Source organism: Limimaricola soesokkakensis (assembly GCF_900172345.1).
GTDB lineage: Bacteria > Pseudomonadota > Alphaproteobacteria > Rhodobacterales > Rhodobacteraceae > Limimaricola > Limimaricola soesokkakensis.
This window is the reverse complement of sequence record NZ_FWFY01000009.1, coordinates 120,261-142,956: the sequence shown is the minus strand read 5'-3', so window position 1 is coordinate 142,956 and position 22,696 is coordinate 120,261. Positions and strand designations below refer to the sequence as shown.

Annotated in this window: 20 protein-coding genes and 1 tRNA gene; 10 read left to right on the top strand and 11 right to left on the bottom strand. The window is 61.1% G+C overall.

The annotated features are described in order from the left end of the window. The first annotated feature begins 122 nt into the window (after positions 1-122). From LOS8367_RS14215 to LOS8367_RS18865, 4 genes are all read left to right on the top strand, one after another. Positions 123-773 carry a hypothetical protein gene (locus tag LOS8367_RS14215; RefSeq protein ID WP_085897185.1) on the top strand — a complete coding sequence of 217 codons (651 nt, stop codon included), beginning with the start codon at positions 123-125 and terminating at the stop codon, positions 771-773. Beyond that, complete coding sequence (locus LOS8367_RS14210; protein ID WP_085897184.1) at positions 766-1,311, top strand: hypothetical protein; 546 nt, start codon at positions 766-768, stop codon at positions 1,309-1,311. The genes LOS8367_RS14215 and LOS8367_RS14210 overlap by 8 nt, the downstream gene beginning before the upstream one ends. A gap of 48 nt (positions 1,312-1,359) precedes the next feature. Beyond that, entirely contained in the window at positions 1,360-1,491 is a 132-nt protein-coding gene (locus LOS8367_RS19420) for a hypothetical protein (protein WP_278247971.1), read from the top strand. A gap of 401 nt (positions 1,492-1,892) precedes the next feature. After that, the gene (locus tag LOS8367_RS18865) at positions 1,893-3,080 is read left to right on the top strand and encodes a hypothetical protein (RefSeq protein ID WP_133056338.1); all 1,188 of its coding nucleotides are present in this window, start codon (positions 1,893-1,895) and stop codon (positions 3,078-3,080) included. A 394-nt stretch (positions 3,081-3,474) separates the two neighbouring features. Here the strand turns inward: LOS8367_RS18865 and LOS8367_RS14195 are convergent, their stop codons facing one another. After that, positions 3,475-4,008 (bottom strand): 3'-5' exonuclease family protein, encoded by a 534-nt coding sequence (locus LOS8367_RS14195; RefSeq protein ID WP_085897181.1) that lies wholly within the window; start codon positions 4,006-4,008, stop codon positions 3,475-3,477. 76 nt (positions 4,009-4,084) lie between these two features. Between LOS8367_RS14195 and LOS8367_RS14190 the strand changes: the two genes are divergently transcribed. Further along, on the top strand, positions 4,085-4,882 hold the full coding sequence (locus tag LOS8367_RS14190; protein WP_165761479.1) for a metallophosphoesterase: 798 nt from the start codon (positions 4,085-4,087) through the stop codon (positions 4,880-4,882). Between the two features lie 645 nt (positions 4,883-5,527). Here the strand turns inward: LOS8367_RS14190 and LOS8367_RS14185 are convergent. From LOS8367_RS14185 to LOS8367_RS14175, 3 genes are all read right to left on the bottom strand, one after another. Next, positions 5,528-6,160 (bottom strand): hypothetical protein, encoded by a 633-nt coding sequence (locus tag LOS8367_RS14185; protein WP_085897179.1) that lies wholly within the window; start codon positions 6,158-6,160, stop codon positions 5,528-5,530. A 213-nt stretch (positions 6,161-6,373) separates the two neighbouring features. Beyond that, the gene (locus LOS8367_RS19495) at positions 6,374-6,841 is read right to left on the bottom strand and encodes a recombinase family protein (protein WP_242665609.1); all 468 of its coding nucleotides are present in this window, start codon (positions 6,839-6,841) and stop codon (positions 6,374-6,376) included. A 331-nt stretch (positions 6,842-7,172) separates the two neighbouring features. Then, positions 7,173-7,619, bottom strand: coding sequence for a GIY-YIG nuclease family protein (locus LOS8367_RS14175; protein WP_085897178.1), 447 nt, complete (start codon positions 7,617-7,619; stop codon positions 7,173-7,175). A 426-nt stretch (positions 7,620-8,045) separates the two neighbouring features. Between LOS8367_RS14175 and LOS8367_RS14170 the strand changes: the two genes are divergently transcribed. Then, the gene (locus LOS8367_RS14170; protein WP_278247972.1) at positions 8,046-8,534 is read left to right on the top strand and encodes a DDE-type integrase/transposase/recombinase; all 489 of its coding nucleotides are present in this window, start codon (positions 8,046-8,048) and stop codon (positions 8,532-8,534) included. Between the two features lie 168 nt (positions 8,535-8,702). Here the strand turns inward: LOS8367_RS14170 and LOS8367_RS14165 are convergent, their stop codons facing one another. Next, positions 8,703-10,001 carry an MvaI/BcnI family restriction endonuclease gene (locus LOS8367_RS14165; protein WP_085897176.1) on the bottom strand — a complete coding sequence of 433 codons (1,299 nt, stop codon included), beginning with the start codon at positions 9,999-10,001 and terminating at the stop codon, positions 8,703-8,705. 187 nt (positions 10,002-10,188) lie between these two features. Here LOS8367_RS14165 and LOS8367_RS14160 point away from each other — a divergent pair, with 187 nt between their 5' ends. After that, entirely contained in the window at positions 10,189-11,577 is a 1,389-nt protein-coding gene (locus LOS8367_RS14160; protein WP_085897175.1) for a DNA cytosine methyltransferase, read from the top strand. Position 11,578: 1 nt separating this feature from the next. Then, positions 11,579-12,031 (top strand): very short patch repair endonuclease, encoded by a 453-nt coding sequence (locus tag LOS8367_RS14155; RefSeq protein ID WP_085897174.1) that lies wholly within the window; start codon positions 11,579-11,581, stop codon positions 12,029-12,031. A 679-nt stretch (positions 12,032-12,710) separates the two neighbouring features. Here the strand turns inward: LOS8367_RS14155 and LOS8367_RS14150 are convergent. The 4 genes from LOS8367_RS14150 to LOS8367_RS14135 form a co-directional block, all read right to left on the bottom strand. Beyond that, entirely contained in the window at positions 12,711-13,253 is a 543-nt protein-coding gene (locus LOS8367_RS14150; protein ID WP_085897173.1) for a metallophosphoesterase, read from the bottom strand. Between the two features lie 12 nt (positions 13,254-13,265). Continuing rightward, the gene (locus LOS8367_RS14145) at positions 13,266-14,162 is read right to left on the bottom strand and encodes an AAA family ATPase (protein WP_165761477.1); all 897 of its coding nucleotides are present in this window, start codon (positions 14,160-14,162) and stop codon (positions 13,266-13,268) included. A 615-nt stretch (positions 14,163-14,777) separates the two neighbouring features. Then, the gene (locus LOS8367_RS14140) at positions 14,778-15,227 is read right to left on the bottom strand and encodes an antitoxin Xre/MbcA/ParS toxin-binding domain-containing protein (protein WP_085897171.1); all 450 of its coding nucleotides are present in this window, start codon (positions 15,225-15,227) and stop codon (positions 14,778-14,780) included. A gap of 1,102 nt (positions 15,228-16,329) precedes the next feature. Then, positions 16,330-16,406, bottom strand: a tRNA-Met gene (locus LOS8367_RS14135). Positions 16,407-16,565: 159 nt separating this feature from the next. Between LOS8367_RS14135 and LOS8367_RS14130 the strand changes: the two genes are divergently transcribed. Together LOS8367_RS14130 and LOS8367_RS19405 are read left to right on the top strand one after the other, a co-directional pair. Further along, on the top strand, positions 16,566-17,594 hold the full coding sequence (locus tag LOS8367_RS14130; protein ID WP_085897170.1) for a GTPase: 1,029 nt from the start codon (positions 16,566-16,568) through the stop codon (positions 17,592-17,594). Beyond that, a complete protein-coding gene (locus tag LOS8367_RS19405) occupies positions 17,591-19,213 on the top strand; it encodes a GTPase family protein (RefSeq protein ID WP_165761476.1) in 1,623 nt (540 codons plus the stop codon). Before LOS8367_RS14130 ends, LOS8367_RS19405 begins: the two co-directional genes overlap by 4 nt. On the opposite strand, the gene LOS8367_RS14120 is transcribed toward LOS8367_RS19405, so the two are convergent. Next, on the bottom strand, positions 19,201-21,567 hold the full coding sequence (locus LOS8367_RS14120; RefSeq protein WP_085897169.1) for an aldehyde dehydrogenase family protein: 2,367 nt from the start codon (positions 21,565-21,567) through the stop codon (positions 19,201-19,203). The two genes, LOS8367_RS19405 and LOS8367_RS14120, sit on opposite strands and share 13 nt — an antisense overlap. A gap of 13 nt (positions 21,568-21,580) precedes the next feature. Further along, positions 21,581-22,573, bottom strand: a complete 993-nt coding sequence (gene deoC, locus LOS8367_RS14115; protein ID WP_085897168.1) for a deoxyribose-phosphate aldolase — start codon at positions 22,571-22,573, stop codon at positions 21,581-21,583. Positions 22,574-22,696: the final 123 nt, after the last annotated feature.

Below are 22,696 nucleotides of genomic sequence, written 5' to 3'. Positions count from 1 at the left end.
TACGATCGATACGTGGACGCCCCGCCTAGGGCGCCGCTAGACGTGCGAGATCCGCTCTCCTGACACCGAGATCTGCCGGCCAGCGGCCGCCTTGCCCATCAATGCGATGCAAGGAGCTGCACATGAACGACCACCCATTCGATCCCGCCCGCGTAAACACGATGCTCCGTGCGACGTGGGGACTTCACCGCCCAGGCGACAAAGACGCTCGCCTCGATCTCGTGCTCGGACCCGATGAAGATCACGACTTGGAACTGGAAAAGCGGCTGAGGGAAGCCATTGGGGGCCCGGGAGACCCGTGGGAGCTTGCATACCGGTGGCACAAACCGGTTGAGCCACTCCAGTGGGGTGCCCCCGAGCCATCTGACGTGCCGGGTATCCGAGACGACCTTGAGCGCCGGCTCTCTGAGGCTGGCATCATCGGCGCAAACGATGTGCAAGCGTTTCCCACGGGCTGGATCTGGATCGCTCAGGTGATGGTCCACCGCATGTGCGAATGGGCCAATGAAGGCGAAACGATCCGCATTCAGCAGATCAAAGAGAAGTTCGGTGGACTCAGGGTCTACGCTTACGGCAGCGATCGCCTGGGCCGTCTCACGGACTGGTGTGAGGAGCAGTCGATTTGCCGGTGCATGGCGACTGGCATGGAGGGCGAGCTGCGTCAGACAGGATGGCTGCTCACGCTCTCGGACGCGGCCTACGAACTCTGCCAGCGTGACCGGCCTGCTGCTGAGCGGATGATGTATCCCCCAAGGGAGGGGGCCGATGGCTAGTTTCCTGGAGGTCGCCAAGCGTCACGCCAGCTACGACTTCGACCCTGGCGCGATCGACATCCGCCTGCACGCGGTGTGGGGCATGTCGATCCCCGGCACAGGGGCCAGCGTCCATGTGGAATGGGGAGCCGACCAGCCCCGTGATGCGGAGAGGGAGGCCGCGCTTGAGGCTCTCTTCGTCGAACCCTGGAGGGCACGATACTCGTCATTCGCGCCAGTCAAACGTCTTCCTTGGGGTACACCCAATAGCCTTCTGCGAGCCGGAATCTTAGAGGAGTTCGAGCGCGGTCTGACCGGGATTGGCGTCAACGGCGCGGCCGAATTTCGAGCTTTCCCGACCGGCTGGATGCTGATTGCACATGTCTTGTTCCACTACCTGCGCGCTTGGGCCGAGGAAGGTGAGGAGATCGAGATCCTCGAAATCCGAGAGCGGGTCGGGGTGCTCGAATGCAAGGTGGCCGGTAGCGAGCGGGTCGACAGGCTGGCCATCTGGGCGAAGCACCAGAGCTATGATCGCTGCCAAGTCACAGGCGATTAAGGAGAGCAGCGGGTCTACAATTGGCGTGTGCTGACGCTGTGTGACGACATGCACGTCCTCGCGCAGTGGGACGTGAAGGCCGTGGAGGAGAAGATGTATCCCACCAGCCGCTACGGAGACGGCGGCTTCGGCGGCACTCATCCAGACATCGACCCTGCGGACTGGGGGGACGGCTCGTGATCATCGTCATAGCCATCCCGCTTGGGCAGGGCCAAGGCTGCGACATTTCGATGTCGGCTGAGCGTCGGCCCATCGCACTGTAGACGTTGCGCTTCATAGGCAAGCCCATCGCGCGCGGTCGCAAGCCAAGTGTCATACCGCGTTTTAGCACTGGTCATCGGAAATGGAGCCGATGGCACTGGCGACGAAGTAGGCCACCAAGATTATAAGTATCGCGTGATACAGGGGGCATTGTCATCTGGCCGCTCCCCATCGTCATGTCGTTCGACCTGCCCACGTGATTACCATCACATCAGACTGCCCAGTCGCCAAGCCAAGAAACCAAGGCGCATTGATGACTAAGTCAAGTAAACCGTAAAGCTTTGAATTAGAATTAACTTCCGGCTTGCACATGGCAGGCCATGAAGATTGATACTGCACCCGCGATTGGCGAGCATCTCAAGGATTGGATGGCGCGCCGACCAGATACCCGGCGGCTTCACCGCGAGACCCTTCGCCGCGCGGCCGCGCTCGAGCAGGCCGGGATCGAAACCCGCCAGCCCATGCCGGAAACGCCTATTGAGCTTGTCGGGGCAATCACTGGCCTTCGCCGATTGGCACATAAGTGGCGCAACCTCGCAATCCTCCCTGCTGTCGCCGTCCGGGCTGCGACCAAGAAAGCTTCCGCCTTGGAGACTAGGCTGCGCGCGCACCCGGCTCGCGACCGGCTGCGTTATCTCGTGGTGGCGCCTGTAGAGAGGGTCCCGGTGGGAGGCGACCTCACCGGCAGGATCGACGAAATCAACGATATGCTGTCTTCCTGGCGAAAGCATATCGTTGGCCCGGCGGGCGCACGCGTGGTCTGGACAGGCCTGGAATTGGCCTTCGATCCGGCCGGGGAGGGGTCCGTGCTGGTCCATGCGAACCTCATTCTCATGCCACCGGAAATGGGAATGGGTGCCCTCTCCAAGGCCACCAACAGGTATTTCGGGCAACAAGGGTGGCACGACGCTTCCACAATACGGGATATCTCCCGGGTCTGCAGCTATGTTACGAAGGTCGCTGATCTCTGCGAAGCCCCCGATGAGGCGATCCGCTGGATTCACCAATACACTCATGATCGGCAAATGCACCGTACCCATCCGGCTCCCGGCCACTCGGTCAGGAAAGAAGACCCGGCTATTCCACCTGCACCCTCGCGCCCGGAGGGCTTGGGGACCGCTTCACTATCGCGGCAAGCCGCTCCGAGGCCGGCACCAACATCCCAAGGGGCCTATGAAGGGTGCCGGAACCCATCCCGCCAAAGGAAGGGAACAAGTGCCCAGCAACCCGTGGAAGACTCATCGCCGCAGGCCGTCGTTGAGCCTGTCGCAGATGCCATCGAGAACTTGGTAATCCGCGAACTGGGCCCCCGGCATTTCACGAAGTGGGCGGAACCGTGCCTGCTGGTGCAAGGCTATACTGAAGTCCCAACAACCGTCGCAGGGCGAGAGGGACTAGCGTTGATCCGACGGGTCGGGGGGGCGCCCGCTCGGATTGGGATGCAGCCGGAGCGCCTGCCCCCGAGCACCTTCGTTCTCAGAAAAGGGATCAAAATCATTCCAAAATAGACAGAGGAAACCACGGAACCGCGCCGCCTGATACTAGAGCAACTGCGGCCCCTTCCTGAGGGTGCGCAGGGTGCCTGTCCACCATCTGGTCTCCCCGACCCTCAAGAACCTCGCCACGTTGAGAGAGGCGCAAAGCATCTATGCCAAGGCCGATGCCTTGCACGCAGGGGGCAACGAACTGATCGCCAAGATGACTTGCCTGACCCTCGATGACATTCCCGGCCTGGTCGCCATAACAAGGAGGAGGTCCAGGTGAGGGCCTGGGGGGAGGCGAGCACTAGCTTACAAGCCTCCTTGCTATCTGGCGTACATCTGGTCACGTCCTCAACGCTGCCTTATTCCAGCAATGGCTGCCCCGTACTCGGCGTGTATCATGATAGCAGCCTTGGCCCGATCACCTCGAATCCATGGCAACTCGGAGCGCCTTGGCATGCCTGGCACTGTCGGGTCCGGCCCGATGCGGTGCACGAATTCGTGCTAGTCGCTCGTGATAGCGGTCGAGCGCCGCTGAGGACAGCAACGGTTCGATCAGTGTGTAGGAGTCTCCGATCTTGCCGATCTCCCGGTTGACCGCGAAAGAACCCATCGTCGTCGTCTCGAGCAAGCGCTGCAGCCAAGCGGTGTCGTAATCCGGCGCATCGGATCCAATCCGTCGGCCTTTGGTGAGATCAAGGTACCACGTAGCGACCTCTGGGGCCTCCCACCCCTCCTGCTCGAGCACCTCATACGGGATCCCATGCACCGCTGCGCTCTGGGCCGACCATGCATCCATCGACCAGTCTGGCCAGCGCCTGATCAGCCTGGAGTGGGTCTCGATCTCGCCATCGTCAGTTACCCAAGAGAGACCGACCTCGATCGGCCACCCTGCTGTGTCCGGCAAGCTGCTTGCTTCGAAGTCTAGGAATACCAGATCGTTGAGGTACTGCATGCCGGGAGAATAGCATGATCGGTGCGGTATGCTGCAGTGAGGTGCACGTAACCCTCTGATCATGAAAATGGATTTCATGAAAACGCTCATTCTCGCAGACCTGCACTGGGACAGGTGGAACCATATTACCCGCGATCCACTCGAGGGCTGCGAGGACCTGCTGGAAGGCGTGTACACGCTGATCCTCGCTGGCGACATTGCGCATGAGCCGCTCAAGAAATGGCCACGTGCGATCGAGTATGTGCGTAAGCGCATGCCGTATGCGGATGTCCACATTTTTCCCGGCAATCATGATTTCTACGGATCCCGCCTCGACCGCGAGCCGCTCATGGCCGCCTGCGCCCAGAAGGCCGGCGCCTCATATGCCCAGATGCGGCAGATTCTATGCGGCGACACCCGGTTCCTTTGTGCCACGCTCTGGACGGACTTCGAGCTCGGCGGGGATTTCGAGGTCAATAAGCGGCGCGCCGTGGACGGGATGAACGACTTCCGCCGGATCCATGTCGGAGAAAGCTGGCGCGCACTCTGGTGCAGTGACCTGATCAGGCTGCACCGCCAGCACCGGGCATGGCTCGAAGACCGCCTCGCCGAGACGTGGCCCGGACGGACGATCGTCGTCACGCATCATGCGCCGCATCCGGCTGTCATCAAGCGATACGATGTAGACCTGTCGGCCGCATTCGGCTCGGATCTCGGTGACCTCATGACCGGCCCCAGCGCGCCTGATCTCTGGCTGTACGGTCACACGCATGACCTGATCGATGCCCGCGTCGGTCGGACCGAGATCCGCAGCGTGGCTCTCGGTTACCCTGATCATCTGCCTCGCGGCTCCGACATCCGGGAACGTATCGAACGTATGATCATCGACGTGTAGCAGTCCCGCGCCCTGCGGGATCACCCCCTATCATGTCAGGCGATAGATCGGACCTCCCCAGTTCCAGAAATCCTCATCAAGTCTTTTGGGGTTGTTTGAATTTGAGCACTCGACGCAACAATGTTGCTCGACGGAATCTCAAAAAGCGTCCCTAACTCAACCCACTTTTGAAAGTTGGGTGGAGTTAGGGGCGCTTTTTCGCCGGCTCAACGAAGACCATGAGCCTTCAATATGTGCGAAATTGCACATCTGTTAAAGTGGGAGGTTCGGGGGCAAAGGGTCTGGCCTGGCCTTCAGGTGGTTCTGCTTCCCAAACGCAGTTCAAGGTCAGGACATGAAACGCGCGATTAGTTGGTTTAATATAAGAGCCGCCTCGCGCGCAGCCAGAACCGTGGCCTCGATGCGAGGGAAGCCGGGCCTGAGAAGGGGCGGTTAGGACCTAGGTGGCGCTGCGCGGGCCGGCGGTAGCGGTCAGTCCGGCGACAGAAGACCCAACACGTCGGGCGCGGCGCCGATTAGTAACGGCCGCATTTCAGTAGTGTTTGCCGTCAAGCAGGGGCCTTAGCCCCTGCGACGTCACTTCGAGCCGGCTTATCAGGGTGTCCTGTCACGGCTATTGACTCTGTAGCCTCATGTTGACGCGCATCATTCTGGGTATGCCAGAGACATCACCGCATCTGGGTTGCGCTTATAAAGGTCATACATTTCGTCCGACAGGCACATCGCCCGCTTGGTATCGCGGGGCCTTCCGCGTTCGCCGGTAGCCATGCAGCGCACTACGCTTTGCGCTTCGCACCATTTAGCCAGATTTTGCAGTCGCGTATTGCCGTAGACGTAGCACCTGAGGGAGCCGAACTCGTCCTCGATCTTGGAGATCTCAACCCAGTCGCCCTCATTGGCCCATCGGCACATGTGCCAAGTCATTACCTCTGCAATGTGGAGCCATCCCGTAGGAAAGGCCTGCATGTCATACGCTCCGATGCCGGCTGCCTCCAGTTGGCGCCGGAGGCTGTCAATGATGCCATCACGCATAGACGGATCGGGAGCCCCCCACGGCAGCTGGGTGGCGGGCTTGTGCCAGCGGTAGTGCCACTGCCATCCAAGGCGTTGCAGCAGTTCGGCGAGCTTCTCTTCCGTTTCAGCATGCCGCGATTGGCCCGCCCCCCAGTCAAGGTCGATACGGCTGCCTTCATTGGGGCGGTGCATGCCCCAAGTTTCATGGAGGGTAATGTCCACTTGGCGAGGATCGAATGTGGTGATGATGATGTCGTTAGCCATTTTTGAGGCTCCTTGTTTCCATGATGGACAAGGGGCAGCCGTCAGCTGGCAGGCAAAGTCTCGGGTTCAGAGGGAAGATGACCACGCGCGCCGATCGGCACCCCGGTGAGGGGGCGTTAACGTATCGGCGTTAAGGTGATCCAAATGCTCATGAGTGGAGCATCAATGCGGCATGGCGGACTGTCAAGCAGCTCCATGCTACCGACTGACCTCTCAGGCTCGCGCGTGGTTGCTCGCCCCGCTTATTGCGCAGGTCTTCCTCAAACCGAGCTCCCTGAGAATTCCGTAGACTGTGCTACGGGATATCTTCAGCGTCCGTGCGATCTGGGTGGGAGACAGGCCATTGCAGTGCAGGTCTCGCACTGCGCTTCGGTCAATGGTTTTCGTACCGCCCTTATAACGCCCTTCCGCCTTGGCGATCTCAACGCCCTCCCGCTGGCGCCGCTTAATCACCTGGCGTTCAAATTCCGCGAAGGCCCCAAGCATCTGGAACGTAAGAACGTTCTGCGGATCACTGTCGTTGAGTGAGCCTTGGAAGGTCATGCGCTCGGACAGGAACCGGACCTCCGCCCCCCGATCGAGGATGTGGCGGACGATCCGGTTGAGGTCGACAATTGATCGCGCAAGCCGGTCGATGCTCCAAACATGTACCTGATCGCCGGCCCAAACGGCGTCGAGCAGCTTGTCGAGTTCCGGACGGCAGTGCCACCTCCACCACTAAGCTTGTCTTCATAGACGCGCTCGCAGTGTGCGAGATCTTGTCTCGCCAGGTCCTGGTCTGCGCTCGAGACCCGCCGGTATCCGTAGATCCGTCCCACGTCCTGCCTCCGGTTGTACGATCAGTGTCTAGGGCCTGATCAGAAAGTGTCTGATCTGAGTAAACGCCATCCAGATCGGACATGCCAGACACAGCCCCTGGCTGTCCGCTTGGGGTGTACCCAGATTGGACATCAAAACACTCTATCAAGAGCTTGGTGCAAAAGGAGCGGTTTGTAGTAAGGTATTCTGGACCCTAGAACTCTTTAAAGATACGTCGGAAGTGGAGGGCGGTGCGATATTCCTTCGGCTCGTGTTTGAGCCAGTCGTAGCCGGTGAGCATACTATAGAAAGGGTTATGGTCCTTATTCACCAGCCGGACACCCTCCTGTCTGGAGTAGTGCTGGATAAGCGCCTTCTCGCGCCGCTTGGCCTCGTTCTTTTCCACGGAGAACTGATAAAGGGCCTCCTTGTCGAGATCTTGAAAGCGGTGCCACGCCGGGTCTGGCATCGTGTCGGGGTCAAGAACCTCATAGTTGCCGTAGATAGCCAAAGTGCGGACGCGAGCAATGCTCATCCAACTCCTGCGATGGCTTTTGTGGCGAGAGACAAGGTTTTTGGTCTCTCCAACATACATGTACACGCCATCGCCGCTGATGAGGCGGTAATTCCATGCGGGGATATAATTCGGGGCGCTCGACAATTTTTTTTCCAGACGGCCTGTTCCCCGCCGGTCTCTCGGTCCTAACGAGAATTCACGGGTTTGAGATTGGTAGTTGGACTGGTCGTTTGAGGCAAGAGCGCGGAGCCTTCAAATTGCTCAAGCGCCCAGCGTCAGCCACCGCCGGGCTTGCCAAGCACTGACGGTAGATCGTTCGAGCATGCGCTATCGCAGCATTCGGCCAGACGACGCCGAGACGCGCATGGCCATGAAGGCAATGACTTCGGACCGACGGCGGTTCGGCTACCGGCGCATCCATGTATTGCTGAGAGGGTAGGGATGGGCCGTGAATGCCAAGCGCGTCTACAGGCTATATGTCGAAGAAGGCTTGCGGACCTGAAACAGTGAGGCGCGAGCCGCCACCGGTTCGAGGCCGCGCCGAACCCGAAACGCAAGGTCGACGCGAAGCTGCGGGAAGACCGGCGCCCGGCCAGTGGGCCGAACGATGTCTGGGCAATGGACTTCCTGTCGGACCAGCTCTTCAACGGCTCGAAAATCCGAGTGCTGACCATTGCCGATGCCTTCACGAAGCTGTCTCCGGCCATCGACGTGCGACGCCGCTACACAGGTGCGGACGTAGTCGCCACGCTCGAACGTGTTACGTGCGAGCATGGCCTCCCTAGCTCGCTCCGGGTCGACCAAGGGCCGGAATTCACCTCCAAGGACCTCGATCTCTGGGCATGGATGAACGGCGTCATCCTCGACTGCAGTCGGCCTGAAAAGCCAACGGATAATGCATCCGCCGAGGCGTTCAACGGGAAGGTCAGGGCCGAGTGCATCGACCAGAACGCAGGCGCTTGCTCAACGTCTAGACCTCATTACCTTATAGGTCAGAAGAGAAATGACAGGCAGATCTGGTTGGCCAATAAGTGGTTAATTGCTGCGCCTTTTTATTAATAATGCCCGCTTGTGTAGGAAGAGCTGACAGTTCATCTTGAAGATGGCTGTCAGCCCTCTGTATCTTATTTTAAGCCTATGGCACCCTCAACTAAATACGACATGGTTCTGCGCATTGTAGTACGATAGCAAAGGCTGACTTGCAAGGATTGCAATCCGGAAATGGCATCAAGAAGTCAAGTCGATAGGGCGCAAATCACCGAATAGGAGGCACCTATTCCTTGCACTCTTGAGTCTGAAAGCATGCCCTTTGTCCACTCTTCCAGAATCAGTCGGATGGTATCCACCGCGCCAGTCGAAAGCGATAAGCCCTCTTTCAATCAGGAATAGAAATTGCGAAAAAACAGGCTTCTGGGATACTTCTAGGGTTTCGAATTTAAAGTGAATCTCGTTGGAGATTACTTTTTCATCCGCAATAATCCAGGCAGTGGTTGGGTGCTTTTCAGAAAGTCGACTTTCTAGAAGGTCAAAGTCCCACGCTGCGACTAGATGGCCATCAGGACCCAGTTCTGGTCTTCCGGTGCACTTCAAATCCACCGTTTCTTCATTGTAGTTAACCGACAGGTAAAGTCCTTGTGGGTTGGGCTTGGCAGAAACTGTTACAAATAGGTCCTTATATCCCTCTCTTTTGGGGTGTGTGCTTTCATATCCATACGCGAGTATTATATCTCTCGCAGTCATTTTGGGGCTTATCTTGGGGTTCGGCACTTGACTGAAAAGTGTGTCCGCTGTTTTTGACTTCTTTCTTTTTGCCTTGAGCTCAACCCCATGGTAATCAGCTGTGCCGAGATTGTTTATGGGCAAATTGAATTGCGCCTCAAGCGTATCCCCGACATCTTTAGCGTTAGCAGTGAGGGGGGAGCAGCTTTTTACCCACTTACCCTGCAGCTCCTTTAGCTTCGAAACGACTTCACCGATCCGGATTTCTACCTGATGTTCTGCATCAAACCTTTCCTGCACTTCACGGGAATATACCAAGCCTTTTCGCAGAGGTATGATAAACAACGAATGGCGCACAACCGTGATGTAGATCAACTCCTCCTGCTCGACGAGCTCGCCGAATCTTGACGGCCAGAATCTAGGGTCCCCAGCCTTTTCTGGCTTGGCTTTGGGTCGATAAAAACTGGTTTCTCGTGTCGTCCACCCGGACTCCGCTAGAATTTCGACGTTTTTTGAAGATATTTCTCCGTCCGCCGCCTCAGAGTAGTCGAAAAATCCTCCGGCCTTTAGGATTCTTGAAAAGTTCCTATTCGCATCAATTATGCACTTCTCGAGCATTGTCTGAGTTACTCTGATGAGGCAAAATTCACCGCGAATTTTATTATTTAGTTCGTCGATTAGTTCTTTTTCAATATCGGTCGCTTCGTGGCGCATGCTGCCCTCAGTAATAATATTTCTTGAGTGGAAAATGAATACTGCTCTAAATTCACGTGTCAAGGCACAACTATAGGTTATGTACTTCAGCATGTAGGTCGCGCGATAAGCAGGGTGCCGATTCCTAGGCACCCTGAGCCTTCTTCTTCTCTAATGGTCACACCTGCTTCCCCCGGCACGGAGGCACCGATACAGATCATGAACGAAGTGGCGTCTGGACCTGGTCAAGGCGCGGGCATGATGCTATAGCCACCGCCTAACATCTTAACGAGGCAGTGGCATGCTCGACGCAGAAACACAGCAGGCAGTGCAGCCGAAGGAGGTATCGGCTACGGTGCGCCCGATGATCGACCTGTTCGCCGGCTGCGGCGGCCTTTCTCTCGGCTTTGAACAGGCTGGCTTTACGCCGGTGTTCGTCAACGAGCTTAACGATGATGCCCGCCAGACGTACCTGCTGAACCGCCCTCATTTCGTTGGAGGTCAGCGTTTTAACGACATGCCGAACCTTGCGTCGGCAGACGTTCATTCCCTCAACAGGGAGCGCCTCCAGAAGCTGGAAAGTGACCTCAAAGGCCTTGATAAACGGTTAGCGTTCGGGAAAGACGGCACCATCGACGTCCTTGCCGGCGGCCCCCCGTGTCAGGGCTTTTCGGGTCTCGGGCACAGGCGCTCCTACTCCGTCGACAAGGCGCTGCTGCCATCAAACCAACTCTACGACCGCATGGCGGCCGTCATCGAGCACGTCCAGCCTCGCATCTTCCTATTCGAGAATGTTCGCGGACTGCTTTTTTCGAAATGGACCTCCCAAGGTAAGAAGGGCGACATCTGGAACGACGTATACGACCGGTTCAAGCGCCTCGAAGAAGAGTACGGCTATTCGGTACGTTGGAAGCTAGTGCTAGCAAGCGACTACGGGGTGCCCCAGAACCGGCCCCGGGTACTGGTCGTCGGCGTTCGCAACGACGTTGCTAAAACTGCCTCCGCGATCTTGGACGTCGGTGCGGATGAAGACGATGCATATGCCTGCAATTTCCTCCCTCGCCATGGCCTGTATCCAGTTCCCGACTTGGTCGACCTGCTTTCTGATCTGGAGGATCCTGCTGTAAGGGACTCTCTTCATAGCCAAGACTTCCCTAAGCCGTTCCAGACAGGGGCTTATATCTCAGAAGCTACAACCCCAGTTCAAAGATACCTTCGGCCAGGGGAACTGGGCAACGCTGGTGCCCAAGTTACTGAGCAAGAGTACAGCCGCCATGCCAAACGCATCGTGACGAAGTTTCAAGCCATGATCGAAAATGGCGGCGAGATTCCAGAAGAATTCAAAACCAAGAAATTTGCCCAGAAGGTATTGCCCGCCCGATGGGGCAATAAGCCTCCCTCCATCACTGCAACATCCATGCCAGATGACTACGTTCATTACCGGCAGCCGCGAACCTTGACTGTTCGGGAGTGGGCGCGCCTTCAGACGTTCCCTGATTGGTACCAGTTCGCGGGCAAGCGAACGACGGGGGGGCTCAGGCGTGCAGGCAACCCACGCGAGGGCCTGCATGACAGGGAGGTTCCGAAGTACACCCAGATTGGCAATGCGGTACCAGTAAGGCTAGCAGAGGCTGTTGCATCGCACTTCGACAAGATCCTGACAGAAGCTGGGTTTCCGGCTGGAGGGTAGCATGGATATATTCACGCCAGAGAAACGCAAGAATATTATGCGGGGCGTGAAATCAAAGGATACCAAGCCAGAGCTTGCCGTTCGGAGACTCCTGCATGCACTTGGCTACCGCTTTCGAATTCACCGGAAGGGGTTGCCAGGAAAGCCGGACATCGCCTTCGTTGGGCGAAAGAAGGCAATTTTCGTCCATGGGTGCTTTTGGCACCAGCACCCATCTCCAAACTGCGCTATATCAAGGCGCCCATCGTCTAATACCGAGTTCTGGAATGCAAAGCTGGACCGCAATATTGAGAGGGATCTGGTCCAGCAAAAGGGTCTCCTCGACATGGGGTGGCAGGTATTGGTGATTTGGGAGTGTGAAATAGAAGATTTGGACGCCTTGAAGGAAAGACTTCAAGAGTTCCTTGGCCCCCGCAGAGCGCAATGCCGAGCTACTCCTAGGGCGTCCCCTTAGACCTATGAAGCAGTCACCCTATTTCGGTGAGCTGCCCTAGCTGAGTCTTTTAATCTGATTGTAAATGTATGATCGGCCTTCATTCGACGAGTAAGACGCTTTCCGGCGCTGGAGGGTGACAGCCTTCTCCCCGCGTACTGTCCGCAAGGCTGCGCCACTATGCGGGGATCAAGACAGAGCGGCCGGTCCATAAGAGAGGCAGGCCAAGACTACCTGGCCCTCGCCCTTACCTGAGCCCGTCCCAGCGATGATGACGAGACACGCGTTTATCGCGCCCGAGCTTAGCGCCGGTCGCGCGGGAGCCGCCGCTTGCCGGTATAAGTGCCAAAGCTGAAGCCCCTAGGCACAGCGGCCTCGGTTTCGCGGCCGATATAGAGGCATGGGATCCGCACGGGGTCCGCGCCCAGTGCCTCGTTTTCGTCACGGCTTCCAGCTACGCGAACCGTGGTCGTCGCTGGCTGCTCGAGAGCTTCTTCGGGCTGCGCTCACTGTAGAGACGCGGCCCGAAGGTGATCAGGACCACGCAGGTTGGCATTTTTCCGACACGCATGTGCTGCTCTTGCAGGCCTGCTTGGCGCATGGGCCGTCCGGGAACCAAGTCCAAGTGGAAGTAGGACAAGGAAAGGCCGCGATCAGATCGCGGCCTTTTGCAGTGGTAAGCATGCTGGAGGCGTAGCGCTTACTCAGCTTCTGGCGGGAAATTCATTTCCTCGCAGGCATTTGCGCGAGCGACGACCTCATCCAGCCGTGCGGGACGATAGTCCCACCAATCCACGCCGGCATTCACGGCTTGCCGGTATCCTTTGCAGGCGTCGTGGACATGGCCGAACAGGTGGATGGCACCGTATCGGCGCCGGTTCCAAGTCATCAGGGGGTAGTGGCACAAGACCAGCCACTGGTCGCCCACCCGGATTTCCTGCATCTTTTCCTGACTTTCCCATTGGACCTCCCTACTGAGCCAAGAGTGGTCATGGTTTCCGGAAATGAGGTGCTTCCGGCCTGGAATCTTTTCGATGATTGCCTTTGCGCGATCTTTCTGGAGGCGGCCCTTGGCGAATGCAACGTCGCCCAAGATCCAGAGGTCATCAGCAGGGCCGACATGGCGCTGTAGCGCAGAGAGCTGAAACTGGTCCATCTCCTCCACGGAGCTGAATGGTCGTGCGCAGTAGTCGATGATGTTGGCGTGTCCGAAGTGGAGGTCTGCGGTGAAAATGTGTGCCATGTATGGCTCCTTTCAGTGGAATACCGGCAGGCGAGTAATGGCCTCAAGGTCATCGAGGTGGCGAGTGACGGTGCGGAGGTTGCGATGCTTCTGAGGATGGGCCGCCATCAGACATGAGAGGGCTTGGAAGTCCTCATCACCCAGACCCCGGCGAGCCAACTCTAGCTTGGCGAACTGCATTAGTTCGTCGTGGCTGGGGGTCTCGATGCGAATGACGCAGCAGCGCGACAAGAGAGCTTCGGGAACCTGGCTCTCGTCATTGGCAGTGAGAATCCAGGAAATGTGGCTCATGTCGAAGCTCACGCGGAAATAGGGGCATTCCCACGCCCGCGCGCTGACAGGTTCGAGGAGGCTCAGGAGCGCTGTTGTCAGGGTGCCTGCATCCGAGGGGTTGGAGTTGCCGATCTTGTCGACCTCGTCCACCACCACGATCGGGTTCCCGACGCGGCTATCCAGGATGAGTTCCAATGGGCGCCCAGCCATACCGGTGGCATAGCCCCTCTGCACGCCTGCAATACCGAACCCTGCCCTGCCTCCTCCACCGTCGATACTGGTGGTGGGAAGACCGGCTCGATCGGCTAGCTCGCGTGCCAAGTGGGACTTGCCTGTCCCCGGGCGACCGACGAGCAAGATCGGACGGAAATAAAATCCAGGCCGGCCATTTTCCAGATTGAACTTGGCGTTCGTCCAGATCTCTCGGCTGGCCGGGCGAAGCCAGGAAGCATCCTGTGCAATCGCGGCTCCCAGTTCATCGATACCGTGCGAGGTAGACGGACCCCGCAGGTCAACCCCCGCCCTAACACGCTCAAGGCGCTCGAGATCGCTCCCGTTGAGACGATCTGGAGACCGTTTCTGTGCGGGAGTAAGGGCTGAGTAGGAAGTGAATAGGTGGCCGATCTCCTCGGCCAAGAAAGGGTGCGCCATTGGGCTCCATCCATATTGAGGATGGGGCCGCTCGATTGACGAAGCGTGCAGGATTTTGTGGTGGTCCAGACAGCGGCAGACGCGACCGAGCGGCCCCTTGAAAAGGGCTCAGATGGTCGTGCTTATTAATTCCTGCTGCCGGATCACGGTCTCACCTTTTCAAGCTGATGAGAGAGATCAGAACACTTAGGGAACAGGCTGTCAAGTGGGAAATTGTCATCTTCTATGACAAGATGTTTCGCTCTGGATCGAACACGCGAAGAGGTGGAAATGACGCACTTCTCCTGAACCACTTAGCTGGGGAGCTAAAGGCTCCCGATCATCTCCCGGTCTACAGTTCTTACACATATATGTGTCGAAACTGTAGATCTGCTAAGCCAGAGCAAGGCCGCGAGATTAGGTAATCTGTTCTCCTGAGATTCTTCTTTTATAGGTCATCTTTGTTTAGAATTTTCTCGTTTTCGACCGGGTTCGGGTTCGAGAACAGGTGCTTGCGAGAAATCCTCAAGGAGCCTTCCTTGCCCAGCAAAGCAGGGCTTTACGAGCATAATATCAGGGCGCTTGAGATAATAATGGGAGTGAACCTTGCTGACGATATGGTCACTTTTCATGTATCGTGACATTGACGACGAGATCACAGCCGACACCGGTCGCCCCAGGTAGATCGCCAGCAAGCCAACCATTCAGGAATCCGCGCACGATCAACAAGCCCTCGGCGTCCCTTGATAGCAGCGCGAGTGGTGAGGTGCCGTCGAACGGCGTCGCAGCGTTCGGCTCACGGATCCAGGCGAGCCGCTGGGCTTCAATTGGGAAAAGGTCACGGAGGGCGCGGTAGATGCCCAGGAGATGACCAAGGCGTTCGAGGGCGACGCAGGATAGGGCGACCGTTTCTCCATCTTGGGCAGCGGTCATAGCAACCCTGAGATCAGCCGGAGGCATGTCGATGAGGCCAGCCAAGTCGGCATCTGAAAGGTGCCAAATGGCAGCGACGCGGCTTATCGTACGAAGAACCGGCGCATTAGAAATGGCACTGTCGATCGGCAGGGTCATGGGAACCTCGCAAACATCGGACTATACCGTAGCATGTAGCGCTCCCGATAGCGAAGCATGTGCTATCCAGCCGCTTGAGGGATGGCGACCATCTAAGGTGCTCTAAATGATCCCCTGCGCGTTCATCTCTGGAGGTGACGCACTCATGCCATTTCAACACGCATCCTCAAATGATTTGGGTTTGGTGGCGACACCCGGCCCGGCAGAGACAGCACCCTTATCAAGAAACTGCACGCCCTTGGTTTCTAAGGTCGCTTAATTAAGCTCCACGGTTTCTTCGACACTAACCCTTTGTGGTCAGCCTTTCCCTCGATCAGCCCGAGGGTGATGAGCGGCTCGTCAGCAGGGCGGATTGCAGAGACCTCCGCTCATCGCATTCGGCCCAACCTCGTTCTCTCCCCGTTACTTCATAGAAAAGAAACACGTGTCCCGGATTCCGGAAGAGATCAGCAGACGGAGCGGGCCCTCGCAGATGTGTTTCCAAAACGGGAGCCTGTGTTCCTCGCGCGCCTTGGTATCGGATACGAGCGATGAACTGTTACACAGCCAAACGGCCATGGTCCGACCGCTACCATCCCAAGATCCGGCACATCGTGGGTGCGCAGTTGCTCGACGTGGCAGCCGACAGCTTCGACTGACACCCAGCTAACGACCTGATGATGCCGAGCGCCCACGATGTGCAGGTGGCGGCGAGGGTGAAGCGACCAGGCGCTACCCCTACGACTTCACCATCCGCTCGCGCGTCGCGTCGCGCGCGAAGACGGAGCTATGAAATATGGTGAAAGGCAGCGGCGAATGGGTGATCTATGTCCACGTCAGCAAAGACGGCAGGGAGCCGGCGGCATGGTGGCTGCTGGGCTTGAGGGTGTTCCGGGCTGTCCTAATCCGGCAGGCTGCGAACGGTTACCGCATTCGGTCAGGCGACCAACGCTATCGCCATGCAGCTAGTGTCGCCGCATGTCTTGCTTGTTCTCACTCTGAATGGCCTTGGGTAAACTCTTCCCAAGGGGATCACGCGATGTGCTGTGATGGTAGAAATGATGGGATGACCGGCCAGAACCTCATAAATCCTATTTGTTTACAGGATCTTGTGAGGTTGGCTTGGTAGCGGAGGAGGGACTTGAACCCCCGACACGCGGATTATGATTCCGCTGCTCTAACCAACTGAGCTACTCCGCCTGAAGCGAGGCCGGAAGTATGACAGCGGGGCGGGGGCGTCAAGTCGAAAACGGCGGAAAAATCACGGGCGCGAACCGAGGCGCGCGGCGGCGAGTTGTGAGGGCAGGGCAGCCGTGCTTCAGTGTTGCCTCCTGATCCCGCCGAAGGGCCATTCGCTCAATGCAAGACCCCGCCGCCGATACCATTCGTGACGACGCGCCAGCGCCCGTGGTCTGGCTTCTGGGGAAGACCGGGGCGGGGAAATCGTCGCTGGTGCGGGCGCTCACCGGGCTCGACGAGATCGAGCTGGGCTCGGGATTCGCGCCCTGCACCCGCAGTGCCGTCATGTTCGACTTTCCGCAGGACCGGCCGTTGATGCGGTTTCTCGACACGCGCGGACTGGGCGAGGCGGGCTACGACGCAGCGGAGGATCTGGCGCAATGCGAGGCGCGCAGCCATGCCATCCTCGCCATGGCGCGGCTAGACGATCCGGCGCAGGCGGATCTCGAAGCGGCGCTGCGCGAGGTGCGGCGACGCCAGCCCGGCATCCGGGTCATCGTGCTGCACACGGCCGCGGCCGAATTGCCCGACGACCAGTCCCGGTTCCGGGCGCGCGCTGCCATGCAGGCCCGGCTCGAAAGGGCTGCGGGGGGGCCATTGCCCTCGCTGGAGATGTCCTTGGGCACGGGCGAGACGCGCGGTCTCGAAGCGTTGTGCGACCTTCTGGGCGAGACCATGCCGGAGGTGGCGCTGCTGCTCGGGGGCGACGAACAAGTTGGCGACGGTTTCGAGGCGGTCCGCGGCGAAGTGCTGCGATATGCCGGGGCGGCGGCGGCGGCGGATCTGGCGCCCGTCGTCGGCATCGCCGCCGTGCCGGGGGTGCAAGCGGCGATGCTGCGGGCGCTGGCGCGGCATCACCGGGTCGACTGGAGCCGCGCCCGCGCCGCCGAATTCGCCGCCGCGCTGGGGCTCGGCGCGGCGCTGCGCTACGGCGCGGGCTACGCGCTGCGTCAGGCGGCCAAGCTGGTGCCGGTCGCAGGCCAGACGCTAGGAGCGGCGGCGGCAGGTGCCGCGAGCTTTGCCGCGACCTATGCGCTGGGCCGGGCTGCGCATCGCTGGCTCGCGGGGGCGGCGGCCGGGGCACCGGTGCCGGAGGCCGAGTTGCGCGCGCTCTTCCGCGAGGCGCTGCGCCGGGCGGAACGGCGGTGAAGCCGCGCCCCTTGGCCCGGCTGCGCGGCGCGCTGCTGCGCTGGGACCGGCTGCTGATCGCGGTGTCGCTGGCGCTGCCCTTCATGGTGCCGTTCCTGCTGGGCTTCCTGTGGCTGACCGAGCACGACTGGCTGCTGCCCTATCTGGGCGTGTCCATCGGCGTCGCGGCGCTGGCCTTCGCGATGCGCTGGTTCGCCCGGCACCGTCCCGGCGGCGGCCGGGCGCCATCGGTGCTGATGGATGAGATGAAGGTCGAATCCGACCCGGTCTGGACCGAGACCGAGCGCGAAACCTTTCGTGCCGCGCGCCGGCGCATCGAGCGCGAGACGGCGGAACCGGTGGCCTGGACCGAGCTTCCCGATCTGGCGCTGTCGGTGATCGACGACATCGCCAAGGGCATGGGGCAGGAGGATCGCAAGGCGCTCGATTTCACTCTGCCCGAGGCGCTTTTGCTGACCGAGCGGGCCGCGTCGCGCTACCGCGACCACCTGCGCCGCCACGTGCCCTTCTCGGACCGGATCTCGCTGCACACGATCCACTGGATCTGGAAACATCGCGGCCGGGCGCAACTTGCCATGGAAGCGGCCTTCGCCGGTCACCGGGTGCTGCGCTTCGCGCTCAATCCCGCGAAAGGCGTGATGCGCGAGGTGGAATGGCTGATGGCGGGGGGCAACACCACCTATCTGGGCACGCAGATGATGGGCGTGCTGCAGGCGGTGCTGCTGGAAGAAGTGGCGCACGCCGCGGTCGAGCTTTATTCCGGCCGGCTGCGTTTCTCGGATGCCGAACTGTTGCAGTTCCAGCTCGACGAGACTCGCGCCGACCGGGCGCGGCTTGCACAGCCCGACGCCCCGCTGCGGGTGTTGGTGCTTGGACAGGTCAGTGCCGGCAAGTCGACTTTGATCAACGCGCTTCTGGGGGAGGACCGGACCGAGACCGACATGGCGGCGACGACCGACGGGGTGGTCGCCTACGAGGCGGCCATCGACGGCACCGACTGCCTGCTGCTCGACACCCAGGGGATCGATGGTGGCGCGGCCCGGCAGCGGCAGCTGCTCGACGAGATGACGCAAAGCGACATCGTGCTGTGGGTGCTGCGCGCCAACCGGCCCGGCCGTGCCGCGGACAAGGCGCTGCTCGAAGCCTTCGAGAACTGGTTCGAGGAGCACCCCGACCGGCGTCGGCCGCCGCTCCTGCCGGTAGCGACGGCGGTGGATCGGCTGGCACCCGGCTGGCCCTATCCCGAGCATCAGATGCCCGGCGAGGTCCGCGAGCGCATCGGCGCGGCGATGGATGCCATCGCCGAAGATCTGGGCGGCCTACGGCCACGGGCGGTCAGCGCGGTGGAGCCCGACTGGAATCTCGATGCGGTGCGCAGCGCCCTGTCAGGCGCGGTGAGCGAGGGGCTCTTGGTGCAGCGCAACCGCCTGCGGCTGGCGGCGGCCCGTCATGCGCGTTCCGGCGACACCCAGATCGTGCGGTCGGGCCGGGGGTTGTGGCAGGGGGCGAAGCTGATCGGCGGCAAGCTGCTGGGCCGCTTGGGCGGAAACGAAAACGCCCGGCCTGAGGCCGGGCGTGGAGACAGGAAGGCGCAGCCTCCGGAGGATCACTCCCCGTAGGGCACCCAGATGTTCTTGATCTGCGTGGCGCGGTGCAGGAAGCCGCGGCCCTGGCCGTCCCTGGACAGCCAGTCGCGCGCCGCCCCGTCCTCGACCCAGGACTGCTTGAGGTTACCTGCCGAGGCTTCCTCGATCATCCGGCCACCGGCTTCGGTGCCGAAATACCAGATGCCCGCCACATCGTCGTGTTCCGCCAAAGTCTTGGCCAGCGCATCGCGCTCGCCCGCGACGATGTTGACCACGCCGCCCGGCAGGTCCGAGGTGTCGAACACTTGGTACAGGTCGGTCGCGGCCAGCGGGTGGGTCTGCGACGGGATCGCGACCACCGCGTTGCCCATGGCGATTGCGGGCAGCACGAGGCTGACGAAGCCCAAGAGCGGCTGCGCGGTCGGGCAGGCGATGCCCATCACGCCAAGCGGCTCGTGCATGGCCAGCGTGACATGCGCGCTCTTGGTCTGGTGCACCGCGCCGTCGAACTTGTCGGCCTGCGCCGCGTACCAGAAGGTGCGGCGGATCGCGGTCTCGACCTCGGCTTGCGCGGCCGACTTCGAGGCGCCAAACGAGGTCAGACGCTCGGCGAACTCACCCGCCCGCGCCGAGAGGTTCTCGGCCACGTAGTAGAGCACCTGCGCGCGGTTGTGGCCCGTCGCCTTGCCCCAGCCCTTGGCCTTGTGCGCCGCCTCGACCGCGTTGCGGATGTCCTTGCGATTGCCGAGACCCGCGAGGCCCACGGGGCCGCCCGCGCCCTGCACAGGGTAGGAGTAGCCCGAGTCGGGCCGCGCCTGCTTGCCGCCGATATAGAACTTTGCGGTACGGTCGATCCGCGCGCCCGCGCCTGGCAGCGCCTCGCCGGGCTGGCCCACCGGGGCGGTCGGGACCGCCTCGGGCTTGCGTGCCTTCGGCTTGGGATGGGTGAGATAGGCCATCATGCCCTCGCGCCCGCCCTCGCGGCCAAAGCCGCTCTCGCGGTAGCCGCCAAAGCCCGCCCCCGCGTCGAAAACGTTGGTGCAGTTGATCCAGACTACGCCCGCCTTCACCTGCGCGGCGATGTCGAGGCAGAGGTTCACGTTCTCGGACCAGATCGAGGCGGCGAGGCCGTAGCGGGTATTGTTGGCCAGGGCCACCGCATCTTCGGGCGTGCGGAATGTAGTCACGGTCGCGACCGGGCCGAAGATCTCCTCGGTGGCCAGCGTCGAGGCGGGCTCGACCTTCATCGCGATGGTCGGCGGGAAGAAGCAGCCCTCGGGGGCGCTGCCCTGCACCAGCTCCGCGCCCTCGGCCACACCCTGTGCGACGAGGCCGCGAATCCGCTCGAGCTGCACCGGGTGCACGATCGCGCCCATGTCGGTGTTCTTGTCGAGCGGGTCGCCGACGCGCAGCTGGCGCATCCGCTTCTCAAGCAGTTCCTCGAAACGCTTGGCCACGCTCTCGGCCACCAACACGCGCGCGCCGGCGCAGCAGACTTGGCCCGCGTTGAACCAGATCGCGTCGACCACGCCCTCGACCGCCGCATCCAGATCGGCATCGGCGAAGACCACGAAGGGCGACTTGCCGCCTAGTTCCAGCGTCAGCGACTTGGCCGAACCGGCGGTTTCGCGACGGATGCGGCGACCAACTTCGGTCGATCCGGTGAAGGCGATCTTGTCGAGGCCCTCATGCGCGACGATGGCGGCGCCCGTCCGGCCATCGCCGGTGACGATGTTCAAAACGCCCTTAGGCAGGCCGACCTCGGCCGCGATCTCGGCGAAGGCCAGCGCGGTCAGGGGCGTGTATTCGGCCGGCTTCAGCACCACGGTGTTGCCGGCGGCGAGCGCGGGCGCGACCTTCCACGCCAGCATCAGCAGTGGGAAGTTCCACGGGATGATCTGGCCGCAGACGCCATGCGGCGCGGTGCCCGGAAGCTCGTCCTCCATGATCTCGGCCCAGCCGGCATGGTGGTAGAAGTGGCGCGCCACCAGCGGCACGTCGGCGTCGCGGCTCTCGCGGATCGGCTTGCCGTTGTCGAGGCTTTCCAGAACCGCGAGGAAGCGCGCGTGCTGCTGCACGTGGCGGGCGATGGCGTAGAGATACTTGGCCCGCTCATGGCCCGGCAGCGCCGCCCAGCCGGGCTGGGCCGCGCGGGCGGCCTTCACGGCGGTGTCGACATCATCCTCGGTGCCCTGCGTGACCCGGCCCAGAAGCTCGTTCGAGGCGGGGGACAGGACGTCGAAGGTCTCGCCAGGCGCGGTGAAGGCGCCGTCGATGAAATGGCCGAAACCGGCCTCGTGCTTCTTGAGCCAATCGCGCACGATGGCGCTGTCCTCGGGGGCCTTGCCGTAATCCATGGTCGCGAGAATGTCCGTGATCGTGTTCATGACGCGCTCTCCCTCAGGCCAGCGAATGACGGTGGGCGGCGGCGTAGCGCCCGGTGACGTGGTGCTCCAACTGGCGCTCGATGTCGCCCAGCATCGACGAGGCGCCGAGCCGGAACAGGTCGGGCTGGAGCCAGTCGTTCCCGAGCTCTTCCTTCATCAGGTACTGCCAGGCGAGCGCGTCCTTCGCGGATTTCATGCCGCCCGCGGGCTTGAAGCCGACCCGGTGGCCGGTGGCGTCGCCGTAATCCCGCAGCGCCCGCACCATGGTCAGCGACACGGGCAGGGTGGCGTTGACGCCTTCCTTGCCGGTCGAGGTCTTGATGAAGTCGGCCCCCGCCTGCATCGCCACCATAGAGGCCGCGTAGACGTTGCGCAGCGTCGCGATGTCTCCGGTGGCGAGGATCGCCTTGAGATGTGCATCGCCGCAGGCTTCGCGCATCGCCGCTACCTCGTCATAGAGCGCGGCCCAGTCGCGTTTGAGCACGTGCTCGCGGGTGATGACGATGTCGATCTCGTGTGCACCCTGATCGACGGTCCAGCGGATTTCCTCGAGGCGCAGATGCAGCGGCATCAGACCGGCGGGAAAGCCTGTGGCGACCGAAGCCACGGGGATGCCGGTGCCGCGCAGCGCCTTCACGGCATGCGGCACCATGGTCGGATAGACGCAGACCGCGCCGGTGGTTAGGCCCATATCGGCGATGCCGAGCCCCTCCATGATGCGCGGCGCGAGCGGCTGTCGCGCCTTGGCGCAAAGCCGCTGCACACGGCCCTCGGTGTCGTCGCCCGCCAGCGTCGTCAGGTCGATGCAACGGATCGCGTTGACCAGCCAAGCGGCCTGATGGGTCTTCTTGACCGAGCGGCGGGTGGTCAGGGTCGCGGCGCGCCGTTCCGCCGCCGAGCGGTTGAGGGCGCGGCCTTCGAACATCGCCGGGTCGAGCTTTGTTCCGAGGTTGCGGGCTTGGTTCGTGAGGCTCTCGGGCTGGTCTGGCAGCGCGGCTGTAGTCATCGGTCGGGCTCCGGCCATGAAGGTGGACCCGGAATGTCTAACAGATAACGGTGATCTGCCTAGGGCGTCGCGACGGCACCTGTCGAAAGGTCAGCCCGGCGCGGGCATTTGCCCGGCCCGCGA

Bases quoted from the DNA above. Each gene is read 5' to 3' on its own strand.
- LOS8367_RS14215 (WP_085897185.1), top strand. From the start codon at position 123: ATGAACGACCACCCATTCGATCCCGCCCGCGTAAACACGATGCTCCGT.
- LOS8367_RS14210 (WP_085897184.1), top strand. From the start codon at position 766: ATGGCTAGTTTCCTGGAGGTCGCCAAGCGTCACGCCAGCTACGACTTC.
- LOS8367_RS19420 (WP_278247971.1), top strand. From the start codon at position 1,360: ATGCACGTCCTCGCGCAGTGGGACGTGAAGGCCGTGGAGGAGAAGATG.
- LOS8367_RS18865 (WP_133056338.1), top strand. From the start codon at position 1,893: ATGAAGATTGATACTGCACCCGCGATTGGCGAGCATCTCAAGGATTGG.
- LOS8367_RS14195 (WP_085897181.1), bottom strand. From the start codon at position 4,008: ATGCAGTACCTCAACGATCTGGTATTCCTAGACTTCGAAGCAAGCAGC.
- LOS8367_RS14190 (WP_165761479.1), top strand. From the start codon at position 4,085: ATGAAAACGCTCATTCTCGCAGACCTGCACTGGGACAGGTGGAACCAT.
- LOS8367_RS14185 (WP_085897179.1), bottom strand. From the start codon at position 6,160: ATGGCTAACGACATCATCATCACCACATTCGATCCTCGCCAAGTGGAC.
- LOS8367_RS14165 (WP_085897176.1), bottom strand. From the start codon at position 10,001: ATGCTGAAGTACATAACCTATAGTTGTGCCTTGACACGTGAATTTAGA.
- LOS8367_RS14160 (WP_085897175.1), top strand. From the start codon at position 10,189: ATGCTCGACGCAGAAACACAGCAGGCAGTGCAGCCGAAGGAGGTATCG.
- LOS8367_RS14155 (WP_085897174.1), top strand. From the start codon at position 11,579: ATGGATATATTCACGCCAGAGAAACGCAAGAATATTATGCGGGGCGTG.
- LOS8367_RS14150 (WP_085897173.1), bottom strand. From the start codon at position 13,253: ATGGCACACATTTTCACCGCAGACCTCCACTTCGGACACGCCAACATC.
- LOS8367_RS14140 (WP_085897171.1), bottom strand. From the start codon at position 15,227: ATGACCCTGCCGATCGACAGTGCCATTTCTAATGCGCCGGTTCTTCGT.
- LOS8367_RS14130 (WP_085897170.1), top strand. From the start codon at position 16,566: ATGCAAGACCCCGCCGCCGATACCATTCGTGACGACGCGCCAGCGCCC.
- LOS8367_RS14120 (WP_085897169.1), bottom strand. From the start codon at position 21,567: ATGAACACGATCACGGACATTCTCGCGACCATGGATTACGGCAAGGCC.
- deoC (WP_085897168.1), bottom strand. From the start codon at position 22,573: ATGACTACAGCCGCGCTGCCAGACCAGCCCGAGAGCCTCACGAACCAA.